This is a genomic window from Erwinia sp. 009765445 (assembly GCF_058137865.1).
Window position 1 is genome coordinate 78,089 of the sequence record NZ_JBYUWC010000004.1, and the last position, 26,067, is coordinate 104,155.

27 protein-coding genes, 1 tRNA gene and 1 pseudogene are annotated in these 26,067 nt (G+C 45.8%); 18 read left to right on the forward strand and 11 right to left on the reverse strand.

The features are described 5' to 3' along the window. Positions 1 to 8: 8 nt before the first annotated feature. The gene (locus tag AC3Y5R_RS05180) at positions 9 to 293 is read right to left on the reverse strand and encodes a hypothetical protein (protein WP_489920430.1); all 285 of its coding nucleotides are present in this window, start codon (positions 291 to 293) and stop codon (positions 9 to 11) included. Positions 294 to 445: 152 nt separating this feature from the next. On the opposite strand from AC3Y5R_RS05180, the pseudogene AC3Y5R_RS05185 reads away from it, so the two are divergent. The 3 genes and pseudogenes from AC3Y5R_RS05185 to AC3Y5R_RS05195 all read left to right on the forward strand — a co-directional run. Further along, positions 446 to 601: pseudogene (locus AC3Y5R_RS05185) on the forward strand (integrase); the annotation flags it as partial. 406 nt (positions 602 to 1,007) lie between these two features. Then, entirely contained in the window at positions 1,008 to 1,907 is a 900-nt protein-coding gene (locus AC3Y5R_RS05190; RefSeq protein WP_489920431.1) for a HamA C-terminal domain-containing protein, read from the forward strand. Further along, positions 1,904 to 4,474, forward strand: a complete 2,571-nt coding sequence (locus AC3Y5R_RS05195) for a DEAD/DEAH box helicase (RefSeq protein ID WP_489920432.1) — start codon at positions 1,904 to 1,906, stop codon at positions 4,472 to 4,474. The genes AC3Y5R_RS05190 and AC3Y5R_RS05195 overlap by 4 nt, the downstream gene beginning before the upstream one ends. Here the strand turns inward: AC3Y5R_RS05195 and AC3Y5R_RS05200 are convergent. Then, positions 4,461 to 5,339 (reverse strand): hypothetical protein, encoded by an 879-nt coding sequence (locus AC3Y5R_RS05200; RefSeq protein WP_489920433.1) that lies wholly within the window; start codon positions 5,337 to 5,339, stop codon positions 4,461 to 4,463. The two genes, AC3Y5R_RS05195 and AC3Y5R_RS05200, sit on opposite strands and share 14 nt — an antisense overlap. A gap of 132 nt (positions 5,340 to 5,471) precedes the next feature. Here AC3Y5R_RS05200 and AC3Y5R_RS05205 point away from each other — a divergent pair, with 132 nt between their 5' ends. Together AC3Y5R_RS05205 and AC3Y5R_RS05210 are read left to right on the forward strand one after the other, a co-directional pair. Beyond that, positions 5,472 to 5,642: a hypothetical protein gene (locus tag AC3Y5R_RS05205; RefSeq protein ID WP_489920434.1), complete on the forward strand. Its 171-nt coding sequence runs from the start codon at positions 5,472 to 5,474 to the stop codon at positions 5,640 to 5,642. Between the two features lie 982 nt (positions 5,643 to 6,624). Next, on the forward strand, positions 6,625 to 7,515 hold the full coding sequence (locus tag AC3Y5R_RS05210) for an integrase domain-containing protein (RefSeq protein ID WP_489920435.1): 891 nt from the start codon (positions 6,625 to 6,627) through the stop codon (positions 7,513 to 7,515). Positions 7,516 to 7,548: 33 nt separating this feature from the next. Here AC3Y5R_RS05210 and AC3Y5R_RS05215 read toward each other — a convergent pair whose 3' ends face one another. Continuing rightward, positions 7,549 to 8,478 carry a Tle-like phospholipase domain-containing protein gene (locus AC3Y5R_RS05215; protein ID WP_489920436.1) on the reverse strand — a complete coding sequence of 310 codons (930 nt, stop codon included), beginning with the start codon at positions 8,476 to 8,478 and terminating at the stop codon, positions 7,549 to 7,551. Between the two features lie 735 nt (positions 8,479 to 9,213). On the opposite strand from AC3Y5R_RS05215, the gene AC3Y5R_RS05220 reads away from it, so the two are divergent. The 9 genes from AC3Y5R_RS05220 (at position 9,214) to AC3Y5R_RS05260 (ending at position 14,606) form a co-directional block, all read left to right on the forward strand. Continuing rightward, positions 9,214 to 9,555, forward strand: a complete 342-nt coding sequence (locus tag AC3Y5R_RS05220) for a hypothetical protein (protein ID WP_061552843.1) — start codon at positions 9,214 to 9,216, stop codon at positions 9,553 to 9,555. Between the two features lie 108 nt (positions 9,556 to 9,663). Then, positions 9,664 to 9,993 (forward strand): hypothetical protein, encoded by a 330-nt coding sequence (locus AC3Y5R_RS05225; RefSeq protein WP_489920437.1) that lies wholly within the window; start codon positions 9,664 to 9,666, stop codon positions 9,991 to 9,993. A 75-nt stretch (positions 9,994 to 10,068) separates the two neighbouring features. Further along, a complete protein-coding gene (locus AC3Y5R_RS05230) occupies positions 10,069 to 10,674 on the forward strand; it encodes a hypothetical protein (protein ID WP_489920438.1) in 606 nt (201 codons plus the stop codon). A gap of 68 nt (positions 10,675 to 10,742) precedes the next feature. Further along, a complete protein-coding gene (locus tag AC3Y5R_RS05235) occupies positions 10,743 to 11,744 on the forward strand; it encodes an ArdC family protein (protein ID WP_489920439.1) in 1,002 nt (333 codons plus the stop codon). Between the two features lie 8 nt (positions 11,745 to 11,752). Then, entirely contained in the window at positions 11,753 to 12,061 is a 309-nt protein-coding gene (locus AC3Y5R_RS05240; protein ID WP_489920440.1) for a TA system toxin CbtA family protein, read from the forward strand. A 78-nt stretch (positions 12,062 to 12,139) separates the two neighbouring features. Further along, positions 12,140 to 13,063, forward strand: coding sequence for a DUF1281 domain-containing protein (locus AC3Y5R_RS05245; protein WP_489920441.1), 924 nt, complete (start codon positions 12,140 to 12,142; stop codon positions 13,061 to 13,063). Position 13,064: 1 nt separating this feature from the next. Beyond that, positions 13,065 to 13,397 (forward strand): DUF5983 family protein, encoded by a 333-nt coding sequence (locus AC3Y5R_RS05250; RefSeq protein ID WP_242754930.1) that lies wholly within the window; start codon positions 13,065 to 13,067, stop codon positions 13,395 to 13,397. A gap of 92 nt (positions 13,398 to 13,489) precedes the next feature. Then, positions 13,490 to 13,843, forward strand: a complete 354-nt coding sequence (locus tag AC3Y5R_RS05255) for a DUF3085 domain-containing protein (RefSeq protein ID WP_489920442.1) — start codon at positions 13,490 to 13,492, stop codon at positions 13,841 to 13,843. Positions 13,844 to 13,943: 100 nt separating this feature from the next. Further along, positions 13,944 to 14,606 (forward strand): N-6 DNA methylase, encoded by a 663-nt coding sequence (locus AC3Y5R_RS05260; RefSeq protein ID WP_489920443.1) that lies wholly within the window; start codon positions 13,944 to 13,946, stop codon positions 14,604 to 14,606. Between the two features lie 72 nt (positions 14,607 to 14,678). Here the strand turns inward: AC3Y5R_RS05260 and AC3Y5R_RS05265 are convergent, their stop codons facing one another. The 7 genes from AC3Y5R_RS05265 to AC3Y5R_RS05295 all read right to left on the reverse strand — a co-directional run bounded on the left by AC3Y5R_RS05265 (position 14,679) and on the right by AC3Y5R_RS05295 (position 20,064). Then, positions 14,679 to 15,284, reverse strand: coding sequence for a serine acetyltransferase (locus AC3Y5R_RS05265; RefSeq protein ID WP_489920444.1), 606 nt, complete (start codon positions 15,282 to 15,284; stop codon positions 14,679 to 14,681). Positions 15,285 to 15,411: 127 nt separating this feature from the next. Then, positions 15,412 to 15,957, reverse strand: a complete 546-nt coding sequence (locus AC3Y5R_RS05270; RefSeq protein ID WP_489920445.1) for a hypothetical protein — start codon at positions 15,955 to 15,957, stop codon at positions 15,412 to 15,414. A 50-nt stretch (positions 15,958 to 16,007) separates the two neighbouring features. Further along, positions 16,008 to 16,739, reverse strand: coding sequence for a hypothetical protein (locus AC3Y5R_RS05275; protein WP_489920446.1), 732 nt, complete (start codon positions 16,737 to 16,739; stop codon positions 16,008 to 16,010). A gap of 50 nt (positions 16,740 to 16,789) precedes the next feature. Further along, on the reverse strand, positions 16,790 to 17,998 hold the full coding sequence (locus tag AC3Y5R_RS05280; protein ID WP_489920447.1) for a conjugal transfer protein TraF: 1,209 nt from the start codon (positions 17,996 to 17,998) through the stop codon (positions 16,790 to 16,792). A 93-nt stretch (positions 17,999 to 18,091) separates the two neighbouring features. Beyond that, entirely contained in the window at positions 18,092 to 19,060 is a 969-nt protein-coding gene (locus AC3Y5R_RS05285; protein ID WP_489920448.1) for a hypothetical protein, read from the reverse strand. Positions 19,061 to 19,291: 231 nt separating this feature from the next. Then, positions 19,292 to 19,486: a hypothetical protein gene (locus tag AC3Y5R_RS05290; protein ID WP_489920449.1), complete on the reverse strand. Its 195-nt coding sequence runs from the start codon at positions 19,484 to 19,486 to the stop codon at positions 19,292 to 19,294. 26 nt (positions 19,487 to 19,512) lie between these two features. Then, positions 19,513 to 20,064 (reverse strand): hypothetical protein, encoded by a 552-nt coding sequence (locus tag AC3Y5R_RS05295; protein WP_489920450.1) that lies wholly within the window; start codon positions 20,062 to 20,064, stop codon positions 19,513 to 19,515. Between the two features lie 192 nt (positions 20,065 to 20,256). On the opposite strand from AC3Y5R_RS05295, the gene AC3Y5R_RS05300 reads away from it, so the two are divergent. Next, positions 20,257 to 21,750, forward strand: coding sequence for a TraI domain-containing protein (locus tag AC3Y5R_RS05300; RefSeq protein WP_489920451.1), 1,494 nt, complete (start codon positions 20,257 to 20,259; stop codon positions 21,748 to 21,750). Positions 21,751 to 21,786: 36 nt separating this feature from the next. After that, positions 21,787 to 22,746: a tyrosine-type recombinase/integrase gene (locus AC3Y5R_RS05305; protein WP_489920579.1), complete on the forward strand. Its 960-nt coding sequence runs from the start codon at positions 21,787 to 21,789 to the stop codon at positions 22,744 to 22,746. Between the two features lie 270 nt (positions 22,747 to 23,016). Here AC3Y5R_RS05305 and AC3Y5R_RS05310 read toward each other — a convergent pair. Beyond that, positions 23,017 to 23,092 (reverse strand) — tRNA-Phe (locus AC3Y5R_RS05310). 232 nt (positions 23,093 to 23,324) lie between these two features. Between AC3Y5R_RS05310 and AC3Y5R_RS05315 the strand changes: the two genes are divergently transcribed. Further along, positions 23,325 to 23,525, forward strand: a complete 201-nt coding sequence (locus AC3Y5R_RS05315; protein ID WP_489920452.1) for a CBS domain-containing protein — start codon at positions 23,325 to 23,327, stop codon at positions 23,523 to 23,525. Between the two features lie 376 nt (positions 23,526 to 23,901). Further along, positions 23,902 to 26,046 (forward strand): ornithine decarboxylase, encoded by a 2,145-nt coding sequence (locus AC3Y5R_RS05320; protein WP_489920453.1) that lies wholly within the window; start codon positions 23,902 to 23,904, stop codon positions 26,044 to 26,046. Positions 26,047 to 26,067: the final 21 nt, after the last annotated feature.

The window sequence follows — 26,067 nt, forward strand, 5'->3', positions numbered from 1 at the left end:
CTCAGTTACTAGTCGTCATCTTTAATATCACCAAAATAATAACCGTACCCTTGGTTACCGTCTTTGTAACCATAACCAAGATCATCGCTTTCGGATTTTGAGATGGCTTTATTGCTATTATTCAGTGCTCCTACAGTAAGAACCGCAGCGCCTAAGGCTCCGAAGACAAGATCAACAGACCCCAAAAGCGTATTACGACCAAGTTCTTTGTAATCTGCTTTCTTCATTTTGAATTTTGTTGGTTTCCTGGAGCAAATTTCCTCAAGATCTTTCGGATCAAAACCTTGCGACATAATCTTTATCACTCTTTGGTTATAAATCACTCATCCAAAAATATCATGGCAAGCAAATAGACTCAAGCGGATGTCTTGTCGTCATCTGTTGAGGCATTTTTAGATTACCCGTAGCGATTCAGCGATTCAGTTAGTAATGTCTTCAAAAGCCACATGAGGAAGGGTTCAATATGACATGGATTGAGACCCTGCTTGTGCATGTCGATAAGAATGCGATTCGCGAGACGTACAACCATGCGTTGTATCTGGAAGGACGGAGGGAGATGATGCAGTGTTATGGAGAGTTTATTGAAAATTCTAGTTGCTAAGTAAGGCGTGATTGTGAATTTTAGGGGGCCAATTTAGTTTGATTCATAATCAATGAAATTATTTCGTTGTTCAGTAAAAGTTACCGTCATGAATTTTACAATTGTTAGTCTTTATGTCATTGATTAAATTAATTTTATTATGCGGGTATCTTATTTTATTTTTACAAGATAGGGGGTAGTAAATAGATCTGTGAAATTAATAGTGCAGGATAAATATCTTTATTTTGATATAACGTCAAACGATAAAGCCAAGAAATGTTATTGGAAAAGATTAAAAACCCATAATAGTATAAGGGGTTTTGCTCTACTTTCCAAGAGACTCATTAGAGGTTATTATTAGTCTAATTAAGTATTATTTTGTCTCATTAGTTTTCTTATTTTTTCAATTTAATAAAGAAATAATAACATGACAATGAAGCTTGCTCCTCAGTTGAAAAATACGCACGTTATAAAGGATATGCTAAAAAAAGTTAATGTTTCTATTTTTCTTTCAGATGGAAGACGAGTTGAAACATTGTTAGTTTACCTGCCTTCAATCAATGGAGTAATAAACCATACGGCATTCTTCGACATGATAGCAAATGAGTTGCTCCATCACTTTGCTCTCACTTGTCAAGATATTGAGAAAAAACTTAAGCGAAATGGTACCCAAGCTGCGGACATTCTTTTCAAAAAATCGTTAAGTAAACTAAGTCAACAAACGGCACATGGTGAACTTGGTGAATTAATCCTTTTTACTTTAGTTGATGTTTACCTAGAAGCACCTAAGTTACTTAGCAAAATTTCCTTAAAAACCAGTCCGCAAATGCCAGTCTTTGGCGCTGATGGCGTACATATCCAGTACGTCAATGATAAAATTCGTATATATTTAGGTGAGTCAAAGCTCTATACGACCTTTAGTAATGCTGCTACCAAAGCTGCAAGTTCAATAGAAAAAGCCAAAAGTAAATATCTTGATGAGTTCAACTTAATCGATAGTTACATAGACCTCCCTCAATTAGATGATGATGCAGAAGAAGAGCTTCTTGCTATACTAAATCCATTTGAAAATAAAAATATTGATGATCATATTCATTCGCCGTGTTTTATTGGTTTCGCAGATAGAAATTTAATTGAGAGCTGCCTAAAAGGTGAGGACTTTCTTCAATGTTATATAAATATAGCGTTCAATCATATCGACGATTATTATAAAAAACTTGAGAAGAGAAGTGTGAACATTGAATCATCAACATTAATGATACTTCCCTTTACCGATACAGAGGCTTTAGTCAAGGATTTTATAACCCATCTTGGGATACAAAAATGAGCGAATTCTACACCAAGTTGTCTAATCGAATAATAGATAATGAACAATTCAAAATCGGTACATCAGAGCTATTTGCAAGCTATATCAAGATGCTTATTGGTGAAAAAGAGACTATTTGTAAAGAGCTCGCAAAAAATATAACTACAGCCTCTCAGATTCTTTATAAATCTGAAGATGAAAAACATTTAAAAGAAGGTGCTAACCTTCTATCAATGTTAATCGATTCTTGTGGAATAGATTATCCTGAGATAATTCCTATTGCTGCACATGTTTTTACTAGCACAGGAGACTTTCCAAATATAGAATTGCTTGAAGAACGGTTTCCGGAAATACATTTTAAACATAATTTCCTTTCAGAAGCTACATTTAATTTTCGTCGTTCATTAAATAATGTAGACACTCTAAATATTATATTGACTGATTTTCAGAAAAGGCTTTGGGATGATCTACAGAGAGGTGATGATGTTATTACCGTCGCACCAACCTCGGCGGGGAAAACACATATTATACTAAATTATTTAGTTGATAGTGTTCTCGATAGCATTGATGGCGCATTTGCTGTAATTGTAGTTCCTACCCGAGCATTGATTACAGAAGTATCATCTAAGATTTATAATCTTGCTAAGGAAAGGGAAAGAGAAAAGGAAATTGAAATTTGTACTATACCAAGAGATGGTAATTTTTCAGACAAAACATTCTTTGTTATGACGCAAGAACGGTTACATGAGGTTCTGCTGAGAGGCGATATTAGCTTCAACTACCTTTTTATAGACGAAGCTCATAATATTTCTGATGAAAGTAGAGGGGTTCTACTTCATCTAACACTTGAAAAAGTCTTGGATAATGGTACTCCTCAGATCATTATTGGAATGCCATCACCACAATATCAGAATAGTTTCACAAGTGTATTTAATGATATTCCATTTAAAAAGGAGATAACTACCCATTCTCCGGTTTCAAAATTGGTAATGAATGTGAGGCCGAAAGGAAGAAATCTTGAAATTGATAGATTGTATTCCGCGGATAAGGTAGTAATTCCTAAAAACTTTAAAGAAAAAAAACTTGCTGATATAGTTTATAGATTAGGGAAAAATCATAGCAATATTATTTATAGAAACCAAACTAACTATTGTGAAACAATTGCTCAAGATATTTCAAACAGAATAGAGGTTGTTTCTGATAACGCAGCCCTAGTCGAAGCGTCTGAATATATTAAGAATTTTATTCATGAAGAGTTTACTTTGGCTTCGAATCTAGTGAAAGGTGTAGCATTTCATTACAGCCCATTACCAACGTCAGTTAGAATTATGGTTGAAAATTTAGCTAAAGAAGGGCATGTAAAATATATATGCTGCACAAGTACTTTAGCAGAAGGGGTAAACCTGCCTGCAAAAAATTTGTTTATACAAAATCCATTCTTTAAAAAGAAATTCCAAAGCCCAGAAAGACTTGAGGATGTTAAAATAAATAACATCACTGGAAGGGCAGGTCGAATGCTCCAACATTTTTCTGGCAATGTTTTTCTTATTGAGCAGGATAAATGGGCCTTTGATGATTATTTTATTGAAAGTGATGAAGTTAAAGAAGAAAAAATACCAACCTATTTTAAATTAATCAATGACAAAACGGATGATGTACTAATGGCTTTATCAGGTCAGTATCCTAGGGAGGATGAACAATATAAATTTTACTCAGTAGCTAATAAGTTAATTAAAGCTTTTGATAATGGTGGTCTTGATAATACCCTTTCTGCTCCAGAGGTAAAACTTGAGAGTGATATTATTCGCAGATTGAAGAATGATGTTGAACAGGCATTTTTAAATTTGAAAGTATCATCCCTGATCTTAGAGTCTAATCCTACGATAGGATATATTCAGCAGAATAAAGTCTATGAGTTTCTAATGAGCGGGCTTGATTTACATGAATGGTCATTACCACACCCTAAATCGGAAGATTTGTATGAGAGATTATTAAAAATTTCGAGTAAGCTTGTTGAGTATGGCGTTTTTATCCCATCGGGAAACTATACAGCTAAATATATCTGTTTTATATCTAAAAAGTGGATTCAAGGAAATAGCTTAAAAGAAATGATATCGGAACAGATTTATTGGGATAATACATCTCCTTCTCCTTCTCCTTCTCCTTCTCCTTCTCCTTCTCCTTCGCAAGATGCCAATGATGAAGATGAAGGTATAAATGAGATTAAAGTTAATAAGTCAGTTCGTAATGTTATAAATGTAATTAATAGCGATGTTAGATTTAGGCTATCAAATGCAATAAAATGTTATTATACACTTTTTGTATTGGCGGCGAGAATGAAAAGAAGTGATGTTCAAAGTGTAAAATTACATTACTTTTTGGAAATTGGTGCCAGTGACGAAAGGATGATGGATTTATTAAACCTTGGATTGTCACGAGAAGCATCTAAGGAAATTGATGAGAAGGTGCCTTCTGGAGTGCCAATAAAAAATCTTACTGATTTAATTAGATTATTAGACTCTGAAAGCATTTCTCGAATACACGTTGTTATAAAAAAGGAAATTGAACATTTAGTTAATCGTTCTTGAATTTTAATAATTCCTGAAGAGCTGATCTCAATACATCCAACGATACGTCTTTATCAATAAATTTGTTGCGTGTATTGATTTCAGTTTTAAAGGTGAGAAATGAATTGGAAAAATCCATGTTAATTGAGTTTCCTTGATTATCTTTACCCTTAACTTTTAAACCTGAACAACCACCGTGATCGGATAAGAAGTTAACTATTTCAACAACATGCTCTTTTGTAAGTTGATTATAATTATCATTATTGAATGCCAAATCAAAAGATAATTGCATTCCAGGCCCAATAAGTGGTGTCGAAGCTAGCTCTTTGAAAAATGTTGGTGCATCATCAGCTAAATCAACAAGATAAGAAGAATTCATTTTGAAATGAAGACTGTCAAATTCAGGAATGTTGTTTAATGTTGTAAACTCTTTTTTTCTAGGAATAAGATCAATTTTTATCTTATTCCTGCGATCGGTATTAAATTGTTCCAATATAAAGCGGCAGATATTTTTTATAGTCCCACTGGGCCCAGAGGTGAAACCAAATATGATCTTCATTGACGGTATTACAGTAATAAAGTAGGGGTCACCAATGATACCTTGGTTCAGGCTAATTCCACTTAATACACCATCTCTAGTTGCTTTGATTTGCCACGTATTGCGCTCTTTTACAATAGTGGTATTAAAGGTTTTTAACCCATCATGAAGACAATAATGATCAACTTTAATCAAATGTTTTCTGTCCCTATGAGAGATTACTCTAACGTTCTCATCTAATTCTGATACGGTAGCATAGTTAAGAGCAAAATCATCAAAATACTCATCTTTAGTATCTATTTTAAAAAAAATGACCGTAACATTTTTCTTTATTTTATTTGCACTCATTTTTAAATCCTCACAACATATCGCTAGATACATGTATAAATAAACAGTATCTTATCATAAAGCATTATAATCTGTCTAATAATAAATATTTTTTTGAATGAAAAATACTTTAATTGGCGATGAAATAATTTAATGATGAGAGTTTTTACAAGTTTGAATTTATATTCAGAACAAGATGAAATTATCGAGGCAGCTAAGAAAATAAAATATGTTAAAGATGACCGCCAATATATAGACCAAATTATAGATGAATTAGTTATTAACCGTGCTGTTGCTCTTAATAACATTATTTCATTGGTTTGAAAACATCCGGGATGGGGGAGTTTATAGCGCCCGTAGTCGACTGAATGACTCCAAGAGTGGAAGCCCTGAAAGAAAAATAACACTGGTTCTTGCCTTGATCATACAAGAATGATTAACATGCTTACTGTATTACCGTTGCTTTAAGCAACATGCCAATGTCCCAGTGATCTGAGAGGGGCGCCTTCGGGTGATCGCACTGCCAATGCCACCATAATCTGAGAGGTGGCGCCTTCGGGCGGTACCCCCGTCAACCTTTGAGAATGGGGATCGCGATTGGATCGCGGTAAGGTCTCTTCTACTTCAATTTGCTGATTTTTACGCAATTACGTTTTGCAGTTTTCACTGCAGTTTCACTTCGATTTGATGCTTTGACGTCAGCTACCGGTTGCGAGATTTGCGGACCGTGGGTATGCCAATTGGAACATTTGGCATCTTCCACGTACGCATTGAGAGCAGAGGAGCGCGGCGTCACTTGCGTTCGAGTGAAACGAGTACCAAGTGACGCGCGCAGCGCACAACCGGCAGCACTGACGTACTGCCACTTCCACAACATTTCTACCATCTGACCAACACGTAGTGACGGTTTTAAAACGCATAACAGATCGTTTAACTGTCATTCAGGTCATTAATCACTCACCAACTGTCTTAACAGCGGAAACTCGTATGAAGACAACTTTTAAATTAGAGGAGGTAAATCAACACGACATCGATGGCGACACCAGGAAGCTGGTGTGTGGAGGTAGACTGATGTAAATCAGCCCGGCGTAAGCCGCGAACAGGTCTGAGACCTGGGGAGCCTCGCAAGAACTCAACATTTCGCCGCCCCGATGCACAGATGTCTGTTGAGACGCAGGAAGCGCAAAATTAACCGTGCCGTCGGGGTGAGATGTTTTTGACTGAAGTATCCGGGGAACCGGTGAGTTAGGCATTCCGTTCACTGGGACGGAATGCCTAACTCACCTTGTGTCAATTTGGAGTGCTTATGGCGAAATTAAATAAAAGCCTGGTCACGCTTGCTCGTCAGGCTGGAGGCAGTTTTAAGACCGTTTCCGACAGAATGAAAATTGCCGATCGCTTGGCGGACCGTTTATTAAAAATGAACATTCAGATTCGCGATGCCGGGAATTTGAAAACGCATCATATTGCGCTTTACATAAAAAGCCGTCTTTCTGAAGACATATCCAAACGTACGTTGCAAAATGAAATGGCGGCAATCCGGGCGATACTTCGTGCTGCGGGTAAAACGTTTATGGCTAATCCAGTGCATGAGAAATTAAGCAATGTTGCGTTAGGTATTTCAGGAACCAGCCGAGAGGGTACCAAAGTCGCTATTCCTGATGATGTTTATAAAGAGACTCTTGATAAAATCCGTGAAGTCGATGCGGGTGCTGCGATCGCCATGGAATTATCTCGACATCTTGGTTTACGTACGGAAGAAACGATGCAATCTGTTAAGTCATTAATGACCTGGCAAAAGGTTCTTCAGAGTGACCAGGAAAAAGTCAGGATCGTCTTCGGTACGAAAGGGGGGCGACCTCGCGATACGACGATAATTGATCGCCAGACTTTGCTTAGCGTCGTAAATAATGCAATACGCTTTATGAAAAATAACAACGGGAAACTGATAGATAAAGCGGGGATCCACCTTGCCATTGAACGATACCGCAATATTGTCAGAGAGGCCGGTCTTGTTGGTAAATATGCTCCCCACAGTTTGCGATATGCTTATTCAAGAGATGCCATGAAATACCATTTAGACAAGGGATTCAGCCAGAAAGAAGCCGAGGCATTAGTGTCCATGGATTTAGGCCATGGAGATGGTCGGGGACATTACGTCACTCGTGTTTATAATAAGGTAGAGAGCGATGAGTAAAATGACAACTGAATCGATGCGGATAAGCGAGTTTCATTCTGTCGTTTTTAAAACTTCTGGATTTTTGCATGACTGAAAGCTACTCCTTTTAAGGATATTATATGGCTCTGTTTCAAAAAGCTTAGTTCCTCTTTTAGTCATCGCATAATCAGCTACAAAGAGGACCTCCCTAGTAATTACCCATCTAAAATGGGCATAAACACTATTTGACTTGACCAATGTAAAATCTTTACCTGTATGGTGATAAGGGGCACCTATGTTACCAATCCCTCTAAGATACGTTAACCACAATGCTTTCCTTACAAAAGACAGAACTTCTCCTTCAGCATAGACTAACCATATTCTATTATCGATATCATTATTTGAAAATGTCACCGGTGAGGGATTTATTGCCCACGCTTGTTTTATATACTTACTTGTATTGTCATTTTTTGTAACATAAACTGCTAGACCACCTCCTAAAGATATTCCTGTCACTATTATCTTTTTGTCTTTTATTTTCATGCTGCGAGCTAAGCTCAGAATGTAATTTTCTGCATCTTTAAACTGACTCCTGCTCCTCATTATATTTGTTCTAGTCCAGTCTATCCCTTGGTCTGAGCCTGTAAAAGCAACAACGATTTCATCCTCATGAGAGGGATCTAGTGGTTTTATTAAAAATGTGATTGCCTTAAATCCTGAAGGCAAGGTAACCGGTGGATTAATTACTTCCATTCTTTTTGGGGTAGTGAACCAATGTGCTTTTCCTTCATCATTGTTTTGTTGTAATGCTAAAGCTGCCGCTAAAACATAGATATAGCCTTTAACTGCGATATTTTCTTCGTTTGCACCAAAATGGTTGGTCATCGGAGGAAGAAAGCGTTCCCCGCACCAGAAATGGCCACGTTCCCCAAACCTCGCTTCCCCAGATATAGCATTAAATGAAGCTATGATAATCATGGTAATGATTAGCCATTTATTCATTTGGTTATCCTTCGAGATGATATTTTATTTTTATAGAATATACTTTATTCCAAGGTTGAAACATAAAATGAGTGTTGACGCATAAAATATCATTTAATTGGCATTAAATTTCAACGCAGTACCTCTGATAATGGGTTGTTTTAAAAGGATAATATTTTTTAGTCTATCTTTACCATGATCACTAATACATCTAAAAATAATCGATATGTCTAAATTGGATAGTGCTTCAAAAAATACTTTGGAATTCCCGCTTTATTTTAACCATTGTTCCGCACTAGCATTATCTGATTCGGCTGTAGGAGAACCGTCGCCGCCAACTTGATGATAATCGCTGGTCTGCCCATGGGATTTCGGGGCAAGGTCAAGTAAGGGGTAATACAGCGCCCTAACTTGTGGAAATTCTATATAAAGACGGTATTGCCGGAGATGCACGGATTGTGTACGATTAATTTGCTTACGTTGTCTCTGACAACTGCCAATGTTCCGGTGATTTGAGAGGAACGCCTTCGGGTAATCACATGCCAATGCCATCATGACCTGAGAGATGGCGCTTTCGGGCGGTGTTAAATCTGTTAACCTTTGCAAACAGAGACCTTCGGGTTAAGGCTCACTTCACACGTTTTACTCTTTTCGCTCTACCTCACGGCGTTTTGCCATCTAGCTTTTCACATTTTTTACTCTGCCGGGACTTTGCTCCCTGCGGGCATGGTACCCCTTTACCTCGAGGATTTTACCATGTCTTCATACGACATCACTGTCGGGCGTATCCATGCGTGTACACGTTCAACTGTCGATTTTATCGTGCTGGTTTCAGACATTGAAACGGCATTACTGTCGATACGTGCGTTGGAACGTTGTGGTATTGCGGATGACGTCGATGCTGACGGCTTCCCATCACGAACCTGGGAAATAATTTGGATCGCTAAACATCTCGGCCAGGCCTGCGAGTCCGGCCTGATACCAGATTATCTTTTTCAAAAGTATGTGACCGAGCTCGTGCTTCTTGGTCACGCTATAGATGCATACGCCTGGAGTTATGGTTTCCGTAAAGGCGTCGAGGCTGTTTACGATTATTAATTGCGTTTCACTCATGTCCTGACGGGACTATCTAACTGACCACCCACGCGGGGAAACTTCCCCCCGCTGGTGGTGAAGATTTTTCCGCTCAACTGCAGGAGAAACACCATGAAAATTATCATTTCATTTTTACAGAAGGCGTCCGATGTCCTGGCTCATTGTTCTGCTGTGCTTGGGCAGAACGACAATGACTGGTTTACTAATCGTACGGGGCATCTGAGTTTCCGTCCCGAGGTGATTCGAAACGGCCAGGGGCAGTTTATCGCCACGATAGCGTGCCGTACGGGGTGCAGTTCCCGCGACTGGAAGGTACAGGGTTTTGGTACCTGCGGCCAATGGCGATCTGCACGTCAGGCCATGAAAGCGGCCCGAATAATGGCCCGCGATCTGGCTTTGTACCGTTATCGTTTTAGCGATGGTGCTAAAAACGTCGCGTAATACCTTATTTGACCTTACTTCCCGGAGAGACTTCCTCCCGGGAAGTCTCTCCTGTGAATCACAGGAGTCTTTATCATGTTCCGTTTTACTTCCGCTTCTCTGCGTAAGGTATTAACTCTCCCGTCCGGCCTGAATAAACCGATCACGTTAGAAAACGGCTACGGCTTTTACATCCGGGCTGAGGATGAAAAACAACCCGGGTATATGAACATGGCTTATGCCGAGGGTTTCGATCCCCGACGAGACGATGGATGGGAGGAAAAGATCTGCGAACTGCTTCCAGGCATCGACTATTCCTTCACCTTCTTTATCAGTCACACCACGAGGGAGGCGATCCTCAACGAACATCATGACTTCTTGGTGACGCCCCTGATTTCAACCGTACGGAGTGAAACCCGGCTTCCGGAGAAAGTTTTTATACCGGTCGCAGAGTTCCGAAACGGTATCGAACGGATGTTTGATCAGTCGCATAAACACTTTCATGCCTGCGTAGGTCGGCGGGAGAAAGCAGCGTGGCGTCTGGCGGCACTTTATGTGCTCGATGACGTTATCCGGACTGATTGCAAGCGGGCAAAACCGGCTGACCACGAACAATTTGTTCGCGCGTTCTCCCGGCTCAAAGACCGAATAAGTTCGGTGACACCGATAGGGGACATTATCACCCCTTATCTCACGCATTAATTTTCATCCACCCCCAGTGGCGTATCCCGCCACTGGCCGGGATACGCCCTTTTTTTAAGGTTTATCCCATGAAAAAACATACCTCAGCCCGCAGGGCATCCAAAACTGAACGTGCGGACCTGTATCAGCAGGTCACTGACAAAATCATTGCGGCTCTTGAGAAAGGCACCGCGCCCTGGCGTAAACCCTGGCGTGCTGCACAAAAGAGAACCGGCAGCTGCCTGCCAGCGAATGCCACAACAGGCAAAGCCTACAGCGGGATAAATATTCCACTGCTTTGGATGGCGGCGGAGGAGCGTGGGTTTAGCTCTGACCGCTGGCTCACCTTCCGGCAGGCGCAGCTCGCCGGCGGACACGTCCGCCCGGGAGAGACCTGCAGTCTTGCTGTAATTTTCAAACCGTTTGAGGTCCAGGCGGAAGATAAGCAGGGCACCAAACTTACTGACGAGGATGGTAACCCCGTCATGGAGTCCCGGACGATGCTCAGACCTCTGCAGCTGTTTAACATCCAGCAGTGCGACGGTCTGCCGGCAGCGCTTTCCGATGAACTGGACACATTGATGACTGAAGAAGAAGTGGAGACGGTTTCTGTACCGGTGATGAACCGGGTGATGGAAATTTTCAACGCGAGCGGCGTGGCCGTCAACTTTCTGGAGCAAAACCGTGCCTATTACCGGCCGGTGGTGGATCAGATAGTGATGCCCACCTCCGGGCAGTTTTTTACTGAGGCTGATTACTGGTCCACGTTACTTCACGAACTGGTGCATGCGAGTGGGCATCAAAAACGGCTAAACCGGGAGGGAATAACTTCATCAACCCGAAAATTCGGAGATCCGGTATATGCGTTTGAGGAGCTCATTGCCGAGATGGGCAGCGCCTTTCTCTGCGCAGAACTTGGCGTTTACGGTGAGGTGCAGCATGAAAGCTACGTCAGTGGCTGGCTCAAGGCCCTCAAAGAAGACAAAAGAGCGCTTTTCCGGGCATGCAGGCAGGCGCGGGAAGCGTCAGAGTTTCTCTTAACTCTGACGGCTGACACTCAGGCAGTATCAACGGCCTCAAAAGTGGCCTGAAGGAGACAATGATGCAGACACCACAATTCTGGCAGGCCACCGCATCGGCGCTGCTGGCCAGGCACTATGGCCTGACGTTGAATGATACCGATTTATGCGACGACGCCTGTGTGGCAGCGTTGCAAAAAGCGGGCGTGAAGCCCTTTGAAGCCATTAATGACCTGGTGGATAAATATCATCTGACGCATCTTGACGACTCTGCTTACCTGCCACGCTCGCCTTATCTGAGCGCGGCCGATGAGCTGATTGCCGGCCTTGAGGCCGGTGCCACACTCGGGATTATCAGCCACCTGTGCTCCGGGGCTGACCCGACTTAACCTGTAAACCACCCATCGGGGGAGACCTCCCCCGATGGGGAGGCTCCCTCTTTTATAGTCTGAAGAGGAGAAGTAACGATGTTTGAATGGTGCAAAAACCGCCTGGAAATTACCGGCCGTTCCGTGTTTATCGACGTCATGCTGCAGTGGGTTACCGGCGATGAGGTGCCGCTATACCGCCACGCCGTACAACAGAGCATTCAGCTGTTTCTGGCAGGCTCAGGCGGGGTGCTTAAACCGGTGAAAACTGTGGAGTATCTCCCTTATCCGGAGTTGGTCTCCCACGGAACCGGTCCGGCTGTCGCCTCCAACCTGGCTTTCCAGCACTGGCTGGAATTACTGCAGAAAGATGCGGTACTTAATCCGGATACCGTCAGACAAATTGACCGTATCTGGACGCAGTCAGGGCTCGGTGCTGTCCGGTGGGAAGCTCTCCCGATAGGCGCTCGTCAGATAATGGCGCAGCTGATGACCCGGCAGTACGTTGACTGGTTTGGTGTGGCCACCTGGTCACCCCATATCAACGGTGGTGAATGTTGGGAGAAACTGGGGAGAAGACCTGAGCGTGCCTGTCACTGCGACATGCTGATGATTATTCCTTCCCGGCTTGCGGCGGAAATCAACGGCAACGGCCGCCTGCTGGCAGGTATGTCTAGTACGGGCAGTTTGTACAGCCGCATCCACGGGATGGAGTGGCCGTGTGGCCATAACGTTCTCTGGCATCGTGATCGTATAAACAGTTTGCGCCTGGAGTTTGATTCACCGTCGTATCCGCCTTCCAGCGAGCTGATGGGGGAACTCTCGGCCGTGTTTGACTGCGAGATCCGCCACTGGTATCAGGAGCCGGTCAACGGTGTCCTGGGTTATGACTGTTATGACCGCGGAGACCACGTTGACAGCGGGAAGTACGGGGCGGGGCCGTTTTCGGCTCCGTTGATGGCTTTCCCGCCGGAGGCGCTGCCAGTGCAGGAGCAAAGTGCATCACCAGCAGGGGATGCTTAACATGGTCACGATCAACGATGTGCGACCGGTGGAACTGTACCAGTATGTCGTGTGCAGTACGGCGCACCTGACTGAACAAGATGCTGAACTGTTTCATCGTCTGGGGCATCAGCGTTGCGAGTGGGGGGATGCCGAGTGGATCCACCTCACCGGTACCGGCTATTTAGTGCGGCTGAGTGCCTATAACTTTCCGCAGCTTGAATTAAAGAAGCGGGGGTTTTCAAAAGATGCGCGCCGCCTGACCTACGTACTGACGAAGCGGTTTAATGTTTCGCTCGTTCATTTTGACTGCTGTGGTGAGGTATTAGCCGGATTTGCCGTCCATGACTGGTAGGCCCATGTTCTGGCTGATATCTCGTTAACCAAACTCCAGGGGAAAATCATCCCCTGGGATGATTTTCCCCTTAATTTATGAAGGTGAAAATCATGTTGTTGTTCAAAAATGCCGTTCTGAAACCTGTGATGGAAGAGCTGCAGGAAAAAGGCGGGAACATGCTTTTAGTGAAAGATGAAGGCATTTACCTGATGGCTGAAAAGGGCGCATTCAGAAAAGGTCGCAGGCTGCATATCGCCTATGCGGAAGGTTTTGATCCCCGATTAACTGGAAACGAAGACTGGTATGAAAAGGCTTATCTCGAAGTGGGCGGCGATGACTTTGGGGAAGTTCTTGGAAACGATTTTTGGGGCACCTTTCTGGAAGAAGTCATTAATAAGGGATGTGACGTGTTCATTGATGTGTCCGAAACGCAATTACGTGCAGGTTATATTGAGCATTCATAATTCGATAACATAAGCGGAACGTCGTTCCGCATCACTTACCATCCTGAAGGGGAAATATCCCCTTCAGGGCATATTTCCCCGGAGATATGCGATAAAAATCATGGTTGACCATAAGAAACAATTCATCTCAATTTTCAACGAAACCGCCCGCTATCATCACCGTAATAAAGTCTTCCGAGACTTTATTACCCTTGCTGCAGCGTCGATTCATAACGGAATAAACTGTAATGACGAGCTGGAAAAGGAGTACATGGAAACGGTACGCCAGTACGAGGCAAAAGATGCTGAGCGGATGGCCATGTTACTGGCAGAGGTTGTCATGGGGCTGGAAGCTGAGTGTGGTGACTTCCTGGGCTCGCTTTACATGACACTGGAACTCGGTGAAGCAGCGCGTGGTCAGTTTTTTACGCCGTTTTGCGTCTCACGAATGATGGCAGAAATGCAGTTGGGTGATATCGACAGCCTGCTGGCCGATAAACCTTTTTTTACTGTTTACGAGCCGGCATGTGGTTCTGCTGGCATGCTCCTGGCTATTGCAGAAGTCTTACGCGAAAAGGGATTCAATCCAACGCGACGTCTGTGGGTTTCCTGTACCGATATTGATCCTGTGGCATCCGGAATGGCCTATATACAATTGTCTCTGATGGGGTTAGCAGGTGAAGTTGTTACGGGCAACGCACTGAACGGTGAACGCAGGCGAGTGATGTATACGCCGGCGCATTGGATTGGAAACTGGTCATTACGTCTAAGAAAGACAAATTAAGTTGTGAGTAAGCATAAGTTAAGCCTCTTTTTTTGAAGAGGCTTTTTTATTGGCGTGTCGTTTGATACACAATCAATGCTGATTCGTAGACTCGATGTTTTTAATTACGATCTGAGTAGTTTTTTGACTATAAACAAGGGCGTTTGCGGGGATATCTTTATTGATAAATGACATTGCCCCAATAGTGACATTGTCTCCAATAACTATGTCCCCAAGGATGCAGGAGTTAGCACCGATATCGACGTTATTACCGATTATGATATATCCTATATCAGGTGTTGATTTTTTCCTTCCAATAGTCGTGTTTTGACGGATATTCACATTGTCGCCAATCACACATTCAGCTCTGATTACGATCCCCACATAATGGTTTATTTTCATACCGGTTCCGATATGCGCAGCAATGCTTATGTCTGCACCATACTTTCTGGCTAAGTTAACTCCAATTATTTTGGCGACTTTTCGCTGACGAGATGATGAGGATTTATACAAATAGTTTGCAATTCGCCACCAAAAATAGAAGCGTTTTTTGCGATTAAAAGCAACACGGTGAAGAACTTTCAACCATGAGAATGCCTTGCCCCCATCTCTTTTTATCACTTCTATTCTTAAACATTCCTTCAAATGTTCATAGTCTGTAACTTTATTACTTTTGGAACTGACTATAGGATTATCCATATTGTATTACCGTTAAATAAAAGCAATTAAGCACCTATCGGCATTGAACAAATAAACTTTAAAAGTATAACTTGGGTAGAGGATATGCCCGAAAAACCGGGCACAGGTTCTGATGGATAAGGGATGCCTAACGAATTTTACCTTCCGCCACTGGTCCAATTTGCGCCCAAAGCTTTTTCGTCCAGGCTTCTTTCAGATGAGCTGGATCAGCTGAGCGATAGGTTACAATGACCTGACTGTGACTCCCTTCGCGGCTGACCTCAAGAGTTAGGTGGTCCGCTTTTCCCCATATACGGCTCATACGGTAGTAAGAGCCTGGCTGGGCGCTCCAGTCAGTGCCTTCAGCCATCGCGCTGGCGACCCAACCCGAGTTCCCTTTACCGCTGTTACCGGCAGCGGTGATTTCATCGGTTGAGGTAAAGCGGTAATAACTTTTCAGTCTTACCGCGGCTATATCGATATCTGCATGCACCGTCAGGGTTTTGCTGACTTCACCCCATTCAGGTGATTTCACATTGTCGTTTGAAGCATTTGAAGGCATCAGCGAGGAACCCAGGGTGCTGACCTGATGCGTTATCGCGTTCAGGTCGCTATTGCTGCATCCTGTCACTCCTAGCAGCATTGCTATAATCAAAATGGCAGGGGTAAAGCGAAGTTGTTTTACGATCGTCATGTTATATCTCCGTTAAAGGGGCTTGCATGCAATGTCTGCCCCGGTCAGATTCAGAAGTTGATATAAGTCGCGTGAACTATCCAAACCAGGTAGCGATTCCCCATGCGGTTAACATTCAATAACGCACCGCCGTTTTTAATCAGCATTCGCCCGCTGCTGCTAGCGATGTCATTAACCCCACTGCCAGAACCTACTGGCAAGCCTGCTATAAGCTTGAAGTTCAATAACGTTTGAATCTGCGAAGTTGAATCTTCGTTGTCTACGTTGCGCGAAAGGCTCAATATTTTTTGATTGAAAGTTTCAGACGATGGCTTCAAGAACGTGGTTGAAGGGACAGCCTTCATGTTGAGTTCAGCGCGGAAAGTCCCAGCAGACGAAACTAATTTCAATGGCAGTGGTTCCCCAAAAATAGACATCGCATGCCAAAGCACTAAAGGATCTAATGTTCCTGATTGCCTAAAAGTGTTAGCAGCGACAGTGCTTTTATCGGGTGAAATTACCCTTTGGCCCTCGACCTCATCAGGCTCCCCCTCAGGGAGTGTATTAAGTGATTGGAGAATGTTTTTGAGCGCGTCAGGGCGCGTCGGCGTAAACATCCAAACTGATACATCATAAGAAACGCAGCTCCCACAAGCCTGCGGAATTAAGACTTCTCCGGCTGCCTTTTCTGTTGAATTGGTAATTGTCGAGGCTCGCGCGTTCGCGGCGGTAAGGAGCATGCTACTTAGCACCGCGATGACTAAAATGACCGAAGATAAGTGGCGTTCTTTTACTGCTGTCATGGTGTTTCTCCGTTGAAGGAAAAGGGCACGTTGAGCATGTCCAATGAGAATCAGAAGGTCACAGAGAGCTGAGCCACGGCTCCATAAGTACGATCTGTCCCGGCCATGCCGGTCAGATCGAGATGAACGACGTCGAATGGGGAAATACCAATACCTGCTGTCACGACGTTGTTGTCACTGTTTCGCATATCCGCGCGGTAGCCAGCGCGCAGCTGCGTCCAGGACCAGGCATCGAGCTCTGCACCGACGCCGGCATATTGTCTTTTCTCATCGGAGGTGAATCCGCTGGCAGGCGTCATGTCTACGTCGGCTGCGAAAGTCACGATCCCGTTACTCCAGGCTGTGCCCGCAGTAGCCTGAGGGCGGATTTTGAAGTTGTCCTGCAGGCCATTAACTTCACGGGTATCTACACTGCGTGCTACGAGGTTTTGTCCCGCTAGGGCGATAGTCCATTCAGGCGTCAGGTCAGCAGAAAAACCAAGGTCAACGTTGGCGCCGCTCTCTGAACGCTTCCAGTCACCGTTGCGAAAGTCGGAGGAACTGTAGTTATTGATGGCTACATTGTAATTCCAGGTATCCACACGCTGAAATTTGGGGGTGATCCCAACCGATACCGTGATATCACCCAGCGTAAAAGGATGTGCCATTGCGATGCCGTACTCGCTCACCAGAGCTGCCACGCCTTCAGCGCGTGAGGTGAGGCTGTTAAGGGCAGTTTCATCGGGATGAACCAGGCCAGCACCGGCGGCATCGAGATAAGCCAGATCGCTGTTGCTCACTTCAGCACGGGCTTTCGCCTGACCCCAGCCTTTAATGACCAGAGCAAAGGGCAGTGTGTCATTAGGTACGGCAATCACTACGCCTGCGCCGGCATTCGCACGGCCGCTGTGGCCAGAAATATCGGTCAGCGATTTCCTGAGTTCTGTCGCTGAGGAGGCGCTGTTGCCGGTGCCGCTGGCATTATCGAGGTTATCCCACGCATGCTTGACGTTATCAAAGCCGTCCTGCAGGTTGTCCGGGTCACTGACCTGGGCGCCCACGGTTGGCAGGATAATGCTGAGGTTATCTCCGGGTTCTGACTTTGTTAGTAAGGCCGGGTTAAGCAACGGAGCCGCGCCGTATTCTGATGAAGCAACGCCGGTTCCTCCCATCGCATCGTTCCTGGCTTCAAACCAGGTGCCGGCAGCATGTGCCGCCGGCAGTGAAGAGACCAGCCCGGCAAACATCAGACAGCGTGTTATTAACGTGGCTTTCATCATTATATTTTCCTGTGCAGTTTATGTTTTTTAGGTAAAACAATTCCCTGGTGCAGATGCACCAATAAAAAGATTTGCTACTTAACGAGTTTATTATTAGTTCAAATTATCTATTTCTTTTAGCCACTCCTCTGTGACGTATTTCTCCGGATAATGCAGCAGATTAAGTTCTTCTTTTTCCCATTGATTCAAATAATTTTGATTTAGTCGTTTATCCAATAACATGACGGGCAAGACTTTACCGGATGACAAGAGTTCTAAAGAAGAGGCGTCTGTTGTGCAGGTTGTCACAATGGCCCGTCTTTTCTTTTGTAAGACACCGCAATAAGCCATGAAATCAATAAAGATCTGTTCGTGTCCGCCATACGGTATTTGTTCGCCTAAGTATTCAGCAACACGCAGGGCGAGCCCATTTTTCAATTTCACAGTGATTAAACACACGCCAATCAGCGTTTCATAACTGAAGTGATCGACTGAGGGAGCCAAAGTATCCCGAATTAAAATAATCTGCGGTAAGGCCTTTAATGAAACATCCGCTATTTTATTGCTAATTTGCAGTGCTAACCTATGCCAGTCGGGAATATTGCCGGGTGCGACAACTGGTGAAGATGACGCCGCTGTTAGCCAACTTTTATTAATGCTAAACCACTCCGCTATTTCGGAAAGCAAAGGGTCTGTCAGATAATCCATGGTGCGCTCACGGCTTTCCAGTACGCTCAGTCCGATATTCCACGGTGACAGCAGCGTCGCGACGTCAGTGATGTTCAAACCGTGGGCGTCCATGAGCAGTTGAAACCGTTCTACGACCTGGGTAGCGCGTGTTTGAAAGGGGGACAGCGTTTCCCTTATCACGCCCTCAATTAAGATATTGATGAATTCAGACGCTGATATGCCCAGTTTTGCAGAGGCGAGTGTAATGTACTCGCGGATCCCAGGTTTAAATCTTACGGCCAGCGGGTCGCCCGATTTTTTACTTTCTGTCGCCGCTGCGCTGAGCAGGGCGTTGAGTTTATCGTCCTGTTCCAGGGTCAGACGTGAAAGCAGTGACGTGACACTAAGATTCATGAGACTCCCCGGTGTTGAATAGGATGTTGGTATAACCAACTAAAATTTATGATTTTTATTATTTGTATTCGGTGTGAATACAATAATCGGGTGTTGCGCTTTTGTATAACGGACAATTTCGATCGTTCAGATCGATACGGTTCATGTAGCCAGTATGAATACGTTTAAACAGAGATTTAACGGGAAATTATGTATTCAGATTTACAAATTAAAATTCCGGGGTAGAGCTATTTACCGCTGTTTTCGTCTCCAGAGACGAATTATGTTTCCAAACAGCGGTTTGTATTCTTCATCCTGTGGCCAGCCGGCGATGAAGCCTTTAATCCACAGTATGAGACGATCAAAACGACTTAGTTGGTAATTGTAATGAAAGGCTGCTTCTTCCTCCTCACAGATATTCCTGCAGGCGCGTTCGGTGGCTTTCATCAGTTTCCAGGAGAGCATTGTCGTCATTACCTCTTTTCTTTTTTGCGTATCACCAAGATGCCGCATTGCATTGAGGGAGTGTACCAACGCCATTCCTTCAGGAATGTGTCGATCTGCAAGCCCGTTCGTTCCGCGTGGCTGATGGGTCTGCTCAGGGTGTGGCAGCGATAATGATCTGCGGGGAAGTGTCGTAACAACCGGGCTGTTCGTCGGGGACTGAGCAGGTGAGACGACAGGATAATTGTGTGCCGGGGCGTTTTCATGGCAGTGCGGAGAGTGTCTGACAGGGCATGCCAGTAACCTTTCATATCCCGGATCCCCGGCTGGCCGACAGCAAGCCAGGGATTGAGGTGTAGCCATAACCGGCGTCTCTTTTTCATCAATACGAAGGGGTAAGGCCTGAGAAAAAACACAGCTTTTGCCAGTGGGTTGAACAGCGCGGGCGTACCGGTGAGCGTGATAAATACGATCAGACTGCCCGATGTGAAAAGTCCACTAGTGATGAAGGTTGTGAGCGATGAGCAAATCAACATCCAGCAGGTGATTATTATGGCCACAGGAACAGCGTCTGATTTCATGGCGGTTTCTTCTCTTTGAAAAGCCACATTCAGGCACGTTTGGAAGCTCATGGCCTGCAAAAATTATTCATGCAGATCCAAAAAATAAAGATCAAGGGGTTAATTGAGGAAACGAATATAGAGTTCTCGCTTGCCAGAAGAGGGGGAAAGCATAGCGTAATGCCCCTTTATCGATGACTGACGGGGGCGGCAATGCTGAAGTGGATGACAGGCAGATTTCATAATCAGAAAGTAGATACCGCACCGAAGGTGCGTAAGGAGTCAGAGAGACCAACTTCTGCGGGGTGGTTTTTACCGCTGAGCGCAGATGCACTATTGTCCACGCGACACAGAAAACAGGCGCTGCAGCAATTATGGGACAATAGCCCTTTCTCCAGGCCAGTTTGGGAGACATTTTGGCTGGAGCCGGTGAAGCGGCTGGCTGTGGGCCTGCAGCAACTGCCGGCTGCGTCATCGGGACCCTACGCACGCGAAGGCGGCATGCTGGATGAAGCGCTTGAGGTCGCAGTTTGCGCGGTGAAGTTATCCAGGGGATGGATGCTGCCGCCAGGGGCACCCCCGGAAGAACAGTCGGCGCAGAGCGCAGCCTGGTGTACAGCCATTTTCTGGGCAGCATTGATGCATGACCTGGGCAGCCTCGAACAGATGGCGGCTTTCTACGAAGATGGTCGCCGGTGGTTTCCAGGTCTGGGGATGCCTGAAGCTCCCTGGCGGATGAAATTTTGTGAGCAAGAAACAAATTCAGCAGTTCGCGCTGCCACTTGCGCTTATCGCCTGATACCTTACGAGGGGCTTATCTGGGTAGCGCGCTGGCCATCGCTGGCGGATGCATTGCTGGTTTATTTGTCAGGTAAAAAACCCGCAGGTGCTATTCTTCATGCAGCTGTTAGCGAAGCCCGCGAAAAATGCGGGTTGTCTGCTCAGGACATATCTGCTCAGGCTTTAGTCAAATTGACCACCGATAATCCTGAAGTATTAAGCCAGATTGAGCCTACTGCTCCTACCGAACAACCCTCTAATGAAATCCCTGTTAATCCCATTGTTTTTGCTGCAATTGATGACAATAACCATCAGTCGCTGAGCAGTGCTGCTGCCATTCCGGTCTTGCCAGAATTGGTCTCAGCCATCAGCGCATCAGGGCAGGTTGAAAAGGATGTAGGACCGGGTACGGATGGGCAAACAGAAGGAGGGACGCCAGGGGAATTGCTGACGCTGCTGGATAAAATGACTGGTGCAGAAACAGTTGATGAAGCAAGTCAGAGTGATGAACCACCATTATCGCCAGCGGCGCCGCCTGCATCTGCCAGTATCGTCACACCGGGTGACCTTTTTTGGGAATGGCTGGTGGATTCCATTGAGGAAGGGACACTCAGTGTCAATGCTCAGGACAGTCTATTGCATGTTATGGCTCAGTACGTCTTTATTCAGACGCCGGATTGTTTTTACCGATATCTGGCGACACAAGAAAAAAAAGAGTCAGACAAAGATGATATTCAAAAAAGCTTTGAAGCGCTGAATAAACATTTTTCAAGGAATGGTAAAGGAATATATATCTACAGGAAATATGAGAATGAAATTAAAGAAGGTCGTTTTACTAAAATGTCCGGCTATATGATTTTGACCTCGCAACTGTTTAAGCAAGGTGTTGAGCTTTCTGATAGTTCATGGCTATCTCCAAACCGATAGTCCTAGGCTTTATTATACTCATGAAGGGTAATGAAAATGAATGATGTTAATTACGGTCACATTCTGGAAGACTATTTTTTCTCGAAATATTTACGGCCAGCCACAGAGTGGAGTTATCAGAAGGTTCTAAAATCATTTACAAGATTTACCGGGCCTAATATTGCACCCTCAGAGGTGAATAAAGAATTAGTCCTCATCTGGCGGAGGCAAGTACTTACAGAGATGAAATTATCGAGACGTACCTGGAACAATAAAGTCGCACACATGAGAGCCATATTTAATCATGCCTTGAAAAAGGGGATGATTCCAGCTGGGGAGAATCCTTTTAACGGTGTCGTTGCCCGACCAGACATTAAGCGTAAAAAAACGCTGACACCTAATCAGATGAGCAGTATATATCTCATTATGCAGTCTTATGATGAAGCGGAGCGAATGGGAACAGTGCAACATCCAAGGCGATGCGCCTTGCTGCCTGCCTGGTTTTGGCTAACGGTTCTCGATACTCTTAAATATACAGGCATGCGGCAAAACCAACTTCTGAATCTAAAGCTTGGCGATATAAACCTTGAAGCCGGGACCATTAATCTCAGAGCTGAATCAGCAAAGAATCATCGTGAACATGCTGTCCCTATTGCCAAAGGGCTTCGTCCCGGACTGCAGACGCTTTATGACAGGTCTTTAGCGCTTGAAGCGAAACCTGAAGACCCTCTTTTCAATGTTTCCCGGTTTTCCAGTAAGCGAACTGATGAACATGGATGTATGGATCCCCAACACTTGCGAGCTTTTTTCCGGCGGCTATCCAAAGAATGTCGTTCAGAAATTTCACCTCATCGTTTCAGGCACACTATCGCCACAAATATGATGAAGTCCCCTGATAGAAATCTAAGAACGGTTCAAGCTTTACTGGGACATTCAACGGTCAATGTGACTTTGGAGTATGTGGAAGGGAATCTGGATGCAATGAGGACGGCGGTAGAGGAGGTTTATGCAAGGTAGGATTAATCTTAAGTTAAATCTAAGTGACTGAAAGCAAAAAAGTGGGGGGTTTCTTTACATAAGATTGACACTGCCGGTGGGATACTGTCAGAATTCTTATCGGATGGACGTGAGAAATCCGGAGTGCGCGGCCAGCACACTCCGGATTCTTAAGTTCCTTTGTTCAACAACCCAAGTTGTGTGTCTTATCGCGACAACTCAGATTCTGATTTTGGGAACTATTTTCATGCCCGTTAAGGATCTCATCTCTTAACGAACAGGCTCTGAAGATGGTGCCCGGACTCGGAATCGAACCAAGGACACAGGGATTTTCAATCCCCTGCTCTACCGACTGAGCTATCCGGGCAACGGGGCGCATTAAACCTTACTGACCGCAAGGCGTCAACGGCTTTATTGCCGAAAGCGAACTGACTGCATTCTTTTCCACCAAAACTGTCACCTGACCAGCATAAGATTCTGCTGTCGGTTTTTGTTTCGCTGGCATAATTCATCGTCTTAAGATTTTCCTTGCTTCTCCTGACGAGCGGTTACAATTCTGCAGTATTCTGTTCATCTTCATTCAGAACGGGTTCAGCAAGATGGAATACTTCTCACAACCTTTGAGCACTTTATCGTCCCGTTTCCGCAACCTCACCGCGCGACTGTTCTTCCGCGAGCGGTATGAGCGCAAAAGTTGTATTGCGTTTATGGACAAACATCCGCTGGTGATCGACTCGGACTGCACGCTGGATGTGGTCGAGCAGCAAATGGTGGCCTCTGGCGACAAGCCGGTGTCTTGAACCAGTAAAAAAAAAGTGCGATTATTGCGCCCATTCTGACGTGTAACGTCATCCCTTAATTGAGGTCGCCGCCATGCAAGGATCACTGCTGAAGTCTGCCAGCAACTGTTCCGGTCATCTGCAGATGCCGTGTGCGTGCCGATCCGTTTGTCACATCCTGTCGAAAAATTCTCTCACCATGCGGTGAGGTTTTCATACGCTTACTGTTGGGCATGAGTAAAGACAGACTCGATCTGATTTTACTGATGCCTATTGGTCAAAGCTGAAACCAACTGGCCTGAAACCACCAGACATCCTTTCGCCGGGCAAAGGCCAGCCTTTGCCCATTGCTGTGCCCCTGGCACCCACTCATCCTTGACGCCTGAGGATTTGTGTTATGACACCACTGAAAATTGCAGCCAGCACTACCGTGGCTATTCATCTCCAGACCGGCCGCGAGGTCGTCACGCTGGAAAAAACTGATTTTACTGATATCGCGGCGGTGGTTGTTTCCGTGGCTGATTCACGCAGCGGCATGCTGGCGTTGTTAAAGCATACCGGCTTTAATCTGCCGGTGTTTATCTCGCTGGACTCCCCGGACCAGGCGAAGGATCTGCCTGCAGTGACCGGCTTGCTGACCGGTGCTGATGATGATGCGATCCGGCTGGAAGCGGCAGCCTCTGCCTATCAGGCAGCGCTGCTGCCGCCGTTCTTCAACACGCTGACCAAATACGTGGCGATGGATAACAGCACCTTTGCCTGTCCCGGCCACCAGGGTGGAGAGTTCTTCAGAAAGCATCCGGCTGGCCGTCAGTTTTTTGACTTCTTCGGCGAGAATATTTTCCGCGCTGATATGTGTAATGCCGATGTGAAGCTGGGTGATTTGCTGATCCATGAAGGATCGGCCAAGCACGCGCAGAAATTTGCCGCGAAGGTCTTTAACGCCGATAAAACCTATTTCGTGCTAAACGGCACCTCCAGCGCCAATAAGGTGGTGACCAATGCTTTGTTGACGCGGGGCGATCTGGTGCTGTTCGACCGTAACAACCACAAATCCAACCACCACGGTGCGCTGATCCAGGCCGGGGCAACGCCGGTTTATCTGGAGACGGCCCGTAACCCGTTCGGCTTTATTGGCGGGATTGACGCACACTGCTTTGATGAAGAGTTCGTGCGTAGGCAGATCAAACAGGTCGCGCCGGATCGCGCCAGCGATGCACGTCCGTTCCGTCTGGCCGTGATCCAGCTTGGCACCTATGACGGCACGGTTTACAACGCGCGTAAGGTACTCGACAGCATCGGACACCTGTGTGACTACATCCTGTTTGATTCGGCGTGGGTCGGCTACGAGCAATTTATCCCGGTGATGGAAGCCTGTTCTCCGCTGCTGCTGGATCTGAATGAAAACGATCCGGGCATTTTTGTCACTCAGTCGGTGCATAAGCAGCAGGCCGGTTTCTCGCAGACCTCGCAGATCCACAAGAAAGATAACCACATTCGTGGACAGCAGCGTTTCTGCAGCCACAAGCGTCTGAACAATGCCTTTATGCTGCACGCTTCAACCAGCCCGTTTTATCCGCTGTTCGCCGCGCTGGACGTTAACGCCAAAATGCATCAGGGTGAGGCCGGGCGCCGTCTGTGGCATGAATGCGTCACGCTGGGCATTGCCACCCGTAAAGCGATCATTGAGAAGTGCGGGATGATCAAACCGTTTATCCCTGATGAGGTGGACGGCAAGCCGTGGCAGGATACGCCGACCGAAGTCATCGCCTCCGATCCGCGTTACTTCAGCTTCGAACCTGACGCGGCCTGGCACGGTTTTGCGGGGTACGAAAAAGATCAGTACCTGGTCGATCCGTGCAAGCTGCTGTTGACCACGCCCGGCATTGATGCGGCCAGCGGCCAGTACGCCTCATTCGGTATCCCGGCAACGATTCTGGCTAACTACCTGCGTGAAAATGGCGTGGTGCCTGAGAAGTGCGACCTGAACTCGATCCTGTTCCTGCTCACCCCGGCAGAGAGCAGCGACAAAATGGCTTACCTGGTGGCGAAGCTGGCGCAGTTTGAACAGCACGTGAAGGAAGATGCGCTGCTGAGCGATGTGCTGCCAACGATTTATCGCAAAAATGCGGCTCGTTATGCGGGTTATACCCTGCGTCGGCTGTGCCTGGAGATGCACCAGCTGTACGTCAGCTACGGGGTGAAAGACCTGCAGAAAGCGATGTTCCGCCAGCAAAGCCTGCCGAAAGCGGTGATGAACCCACAGGATGCCAACAGGGAATTTATCCGTGGCAACGTTGAGCTGGTGCCGATTGCCAAAGCCGAGGGGCGTATTGCTGCGGAGGGTGCGCTGCCTTATCCACCGGGCGTGCTGTGTGTGGTGCCGGGCGAAGTGTGGGGTGGGGCGGTGCAGCGCTACTTCCTCGCGCTGGAAGAGGGACTTAATCTGCTGCCGGGCTTTTCGCCGGAACTGCAGGGCGTCTATGCTGAGGCGGATGAGCACGGCGTGAAACGCCTGTTTGGCTATATGATCAACGAGTAATCCTGTCTGCGGGGGGCGATT

Coding starts and splice junctions, on each gene's coding strand:
- AC3Y5R_RS05285 (WP_489920448.1), bottom strand. CDS start 19,060: ATGAATCTTAGTGTCACGTCACTGCTTTCACGTCTGACCCTGGAACAG.
- AC3Y5R_RS05225 (WP_489920437.1), top strand. CDS start 9,664: ATGAAAATTATCATTTCATTTTTACAGAAGGCGTCCGATGTCCTGGCT.
- AC3Y5R_RS05240 (WP_489920440.1), top strand. CDS start 11,753: ATGATGCAGACACCACAATTCTGGCAGGCCACCGCATCGGCGCTGCTG.
- AC3Y5R_RS05260 (WP_489920443.1), top strand. CDS start 13,944: ATGGTTGACCATAAGAAACAATTCATCTCAATTTTCAACGAAACCGCC.
- AC3Y5R_RS05295 (WP_489920450.1), bottom strand. CDS start 20,064: ATGAAATCAGACGCTGTTCCTGTGGCCATAATAATCACCTGCTGGATG.
- AC3Y5R_RS05230 (WP_489920438.1), top strand. CDS start 10,069: ATGTTCCGTTTTACTTCCGCTTCTCTGCGTAAGGTATTAACTCTCCCG.
- AC3Y5R_RS05200 (WP_489920433.1), bottom strand. CDS start 5,339: ATGAGTGCAAATAAAATAAAGAAAAATGTTACGGTCATTTTTTTTAAA.
- AC3Y5R_RS05215 (WP_489920436.1), bottom strand. CDS start 8,478: ATGAATAAATGGCTAATCATTACCATGATTATCATAGCTTCATTTAAT.
- AC3Y5R_RS05180 (WP_489920430.1), bottom strand. CDS start 293: ATGTCGCAAGGTTTTGATCCGAAAGATCTTGAGGAAATTTGCTCCAGG.
- AC3Y5R_RS05290 (WP_489920449.1), bottom strand. CDS start 19,486: ATGAAAGCCACCGAACGCGCCTGCAGGAATATCTGTGAGGAGGAAGAA.
- AC3Y5R_RS05305 (WP_489920579.1), top strand. CDS start 21,787: ATGAATGATGTTAATTACGGTCACATTCTGGAAGACTATTTTTTCTCG.
- AC3Y5R_RS05275 (WP_489920446.1), bottom strand. CDS start 16,739: ATGACAGCAGTAAAAGAACGCCACTTATCTTCGGTCATTTTAGTCATC.
- AC3Y5R_RS05265 (WP_489920444.1), bottom strand. CDS start 15,284: ATGGATAATCCTATAGTCAGTTCCAAAAGTAATAAAGTTACAGACTAT.
- AC3Y5R_RS05210 (WP_489920435.1), top strand. CDS start 6,625: ATGGCGAAATTAAATAAAAGCCTGGTCACGCTTGCTCGTCAGGCTGGA.
- AC3Y5R_RS05220 (WP_061552843.1), top strand. CDS start 9,214: ATGTCTTCATACGACATCACTGTCGGGCGTATCCATGCGTGTACACGT.
- AC3Y5R_RS05255 (WP_489920442.1), top strand. CDS start 13,490: ATGTTGTTGTTCAAAAATGCCGTTCTGAAACCTGTGATGGAAGAGCTG.
- AC3Y5R_RS05235 (WP_489920439.1), top strand. CDS start 10,743: ATGAAAAAACATACCTCAGCCCGCAGGGCATCCAAAACTGAACGTGCG.
- AC3Y5R_RS05280 (WP_489920447.1), bottom strand. CDS start 17,998: ATGATGAAAGCCACGTTAATAACACGCTGTCTGATGTTTGCCGGGCTG.
- AC3Y5R_RS05300 (WP_489920451.1), top strand. CDS start 20,257: ATGCTGAAGTGGATGACAGGCAGATTTCATAATCAGAAAGTAGATACC.
- AC3Y5R_RS05250 (WP_242754930.1), top strand. CDS start 13,065: ATGGTCACGATCAACGATGTGCGACCGGTGGAACTGTACCAGTATGTC.
- AC3Y5R_RS05190 (WP_489920431.1), top strand. CDS start 1,008: ATGACAATGAAGCTTGCTCCTCAGTTGAAAAATACGCACGTTATAAAG.
- AC3Y5R_RS05245 (WP_489920441.1), top strand. CDS start 12,140: ATGTTTGAATGGTGCAAAAACCGCCTGGAAATTACCGGCCGTTCCGTG.
- AC3Y5R_RS05320 (WP_489920453.1), top strand. CDS start 23,902: ATGACACCACTGAAAATTGCAGCCAGCACTACCGTGGCTATTCATCTC.
- AC3Y5R_RS05315 (WP_489920452.1), top strand. CDS start 23,325: ATGGAATACTTCTCACAACCTTTGAGCACTTTATCGTCCCGTTTCCGC.
- AC3Y5R_RS05195 (WP_489920432.1), top strand. CDS start 1,904: ATGAGCGAATTCTACACCAAGTTGTCTAATCGAATAATAGATAATGAA.
- AC3Y5R_RS05205 (WP_489920434.1), top strand. CDS start 5,472: ATGATGAGAGTTTTTACAAGTTTGAATTTATATTCAGAACAAGATGAA.
- AC3Y5R_RS05270 (WP_489920445.1), bottom strand. CDS start 15,957: ATGACGATCGTAAAACAACTTCGCTTTACCCCTGCCATTTTGATTATA.